General features: G+C 54.9%; 2 protein-coding genes. Both read right to left on the bottom strand.

The window, feature by feature from the left end; translation table 11 throughout:
* Positions 1-251, bottom strand: a 251-nt coding sequence (locus HMPREF0083_RS05780; protein ID WP_021620198.1) for a hypothetical protein, incomplete at its 3' end; no start/stop codon positions are given.
* The coding region (locus tag HMPREF0083_RS26215) for a phage baseplate assembly protein V (protein WP_021620197.1) at positions 248-1,069 on the bottom strand (822 nt) is incomplete at its 5' end. The genes HMPREF0083_RS26215 and HMPREF0083_RS05780, both read right to left, overlap by 4 nt.

Genomic DNA, 1,069 nt, shown 5'->3' with positions numbered 1-1,069 from the left:
GTGACGGCGTTGGACACCTTCTTTTTTATGGCGGTAACGGTCTGGGTTACTTTTTGCTTGACGGCCGTGACCGCCTTGCTCACTGTTTTTTTCACCGCTGTTACAGCGCTCGATACCGTTTTCTTTACCGCCGATACCGTCTGGGTTACCTTCTGTTTTGCTGAGGAGACGGCTTTGTTCACTGATTGGGTGAACTTCTTGGTTTGTACGGCTGCCTTTTTTGTAATCGAGTCAAACCATTTCCAACTCATAGCTGTTTCCCAGCCTTCTGCGCTCGGATCGCTTTAATAGCTGCTTTCGCTTTGGCTGCTGCACCGGCGAGAGGTACACTTGCAGCAAGAGCAGCAGCGGCGGCTGCCTGACCGGGTGGTACTGCTGGTGCTTCTCCTTCACTGGGCCCCTTTGCACCTGCTCCACCCGGAAGCAAACCTGCGACCTGCTGGGCAAGCTCCGCCTTTTCCGCTGCCTCATCCTCCTGTTCCTCTGCCGCCTCCGCGGCACTTCCTACAGGAGGCCCCTTCACCGTACCCTCCATTTCCACGAGCTGTCCCTGAATATCGGTGATGCCGTCCATCATGAGGCTGCTGGAGCTGCATAGCACGTACAGTGCTTCCTTCGCCTGCATGTTCAGTCTGCTTCCTGCCTTCATTTCGATGTCTTTTGCCGAGGTGAAAACAATCGGATGCGGACTACGGATTTCAACTCCATCCGCTTCATGCAGTTTCAGGAACAAACCCTCCCTGGCCGTCAGGGTCAGCTCGTTCTCCTCCATCATCAGCTCTTTTTGATGCGGCGTTCCCCAATATTTAATAGCAGGGTTTTCGATCTTCGGAGAGCTTGCCTCTCTTGCCCGGACAGAAGTCAACACAACCGCCTCTTCTTCCCGGCTCCCCGGAACATACAGCTCCACCCGGTCGCCAAGCTCCGGCATGCAGTACCAGCCGCTGTGGCCTTCGGCAGTATAGCCTGTCGCATATGGGAACCAGAAGGCTTCCTCCTTCTGCTGCGCCTCATCGATATCTAGGTGGACACGTACCGTATCTTTCGTGCGGTCGATTACTTTTCCTGT

The sequence above is a fragment of the Aneurinibacillus aneurinilyticus ATCC 12856 genome (assembly GCF_000466385.1).
In the GTDB taxonomy this organism is placed as follows: Bacteria; Bacillota; Bacilli; order Aneurinibacillales; family Aneurinibacillaceae; genus Aneurinibacillus; species Aneurinibacillus aneurinilyticus.
The sequence above is the reverse complement of the archived record's forward strand: the minus strand, read 5'-3'. Positions and strand labels throughout refer to the sequence as shown.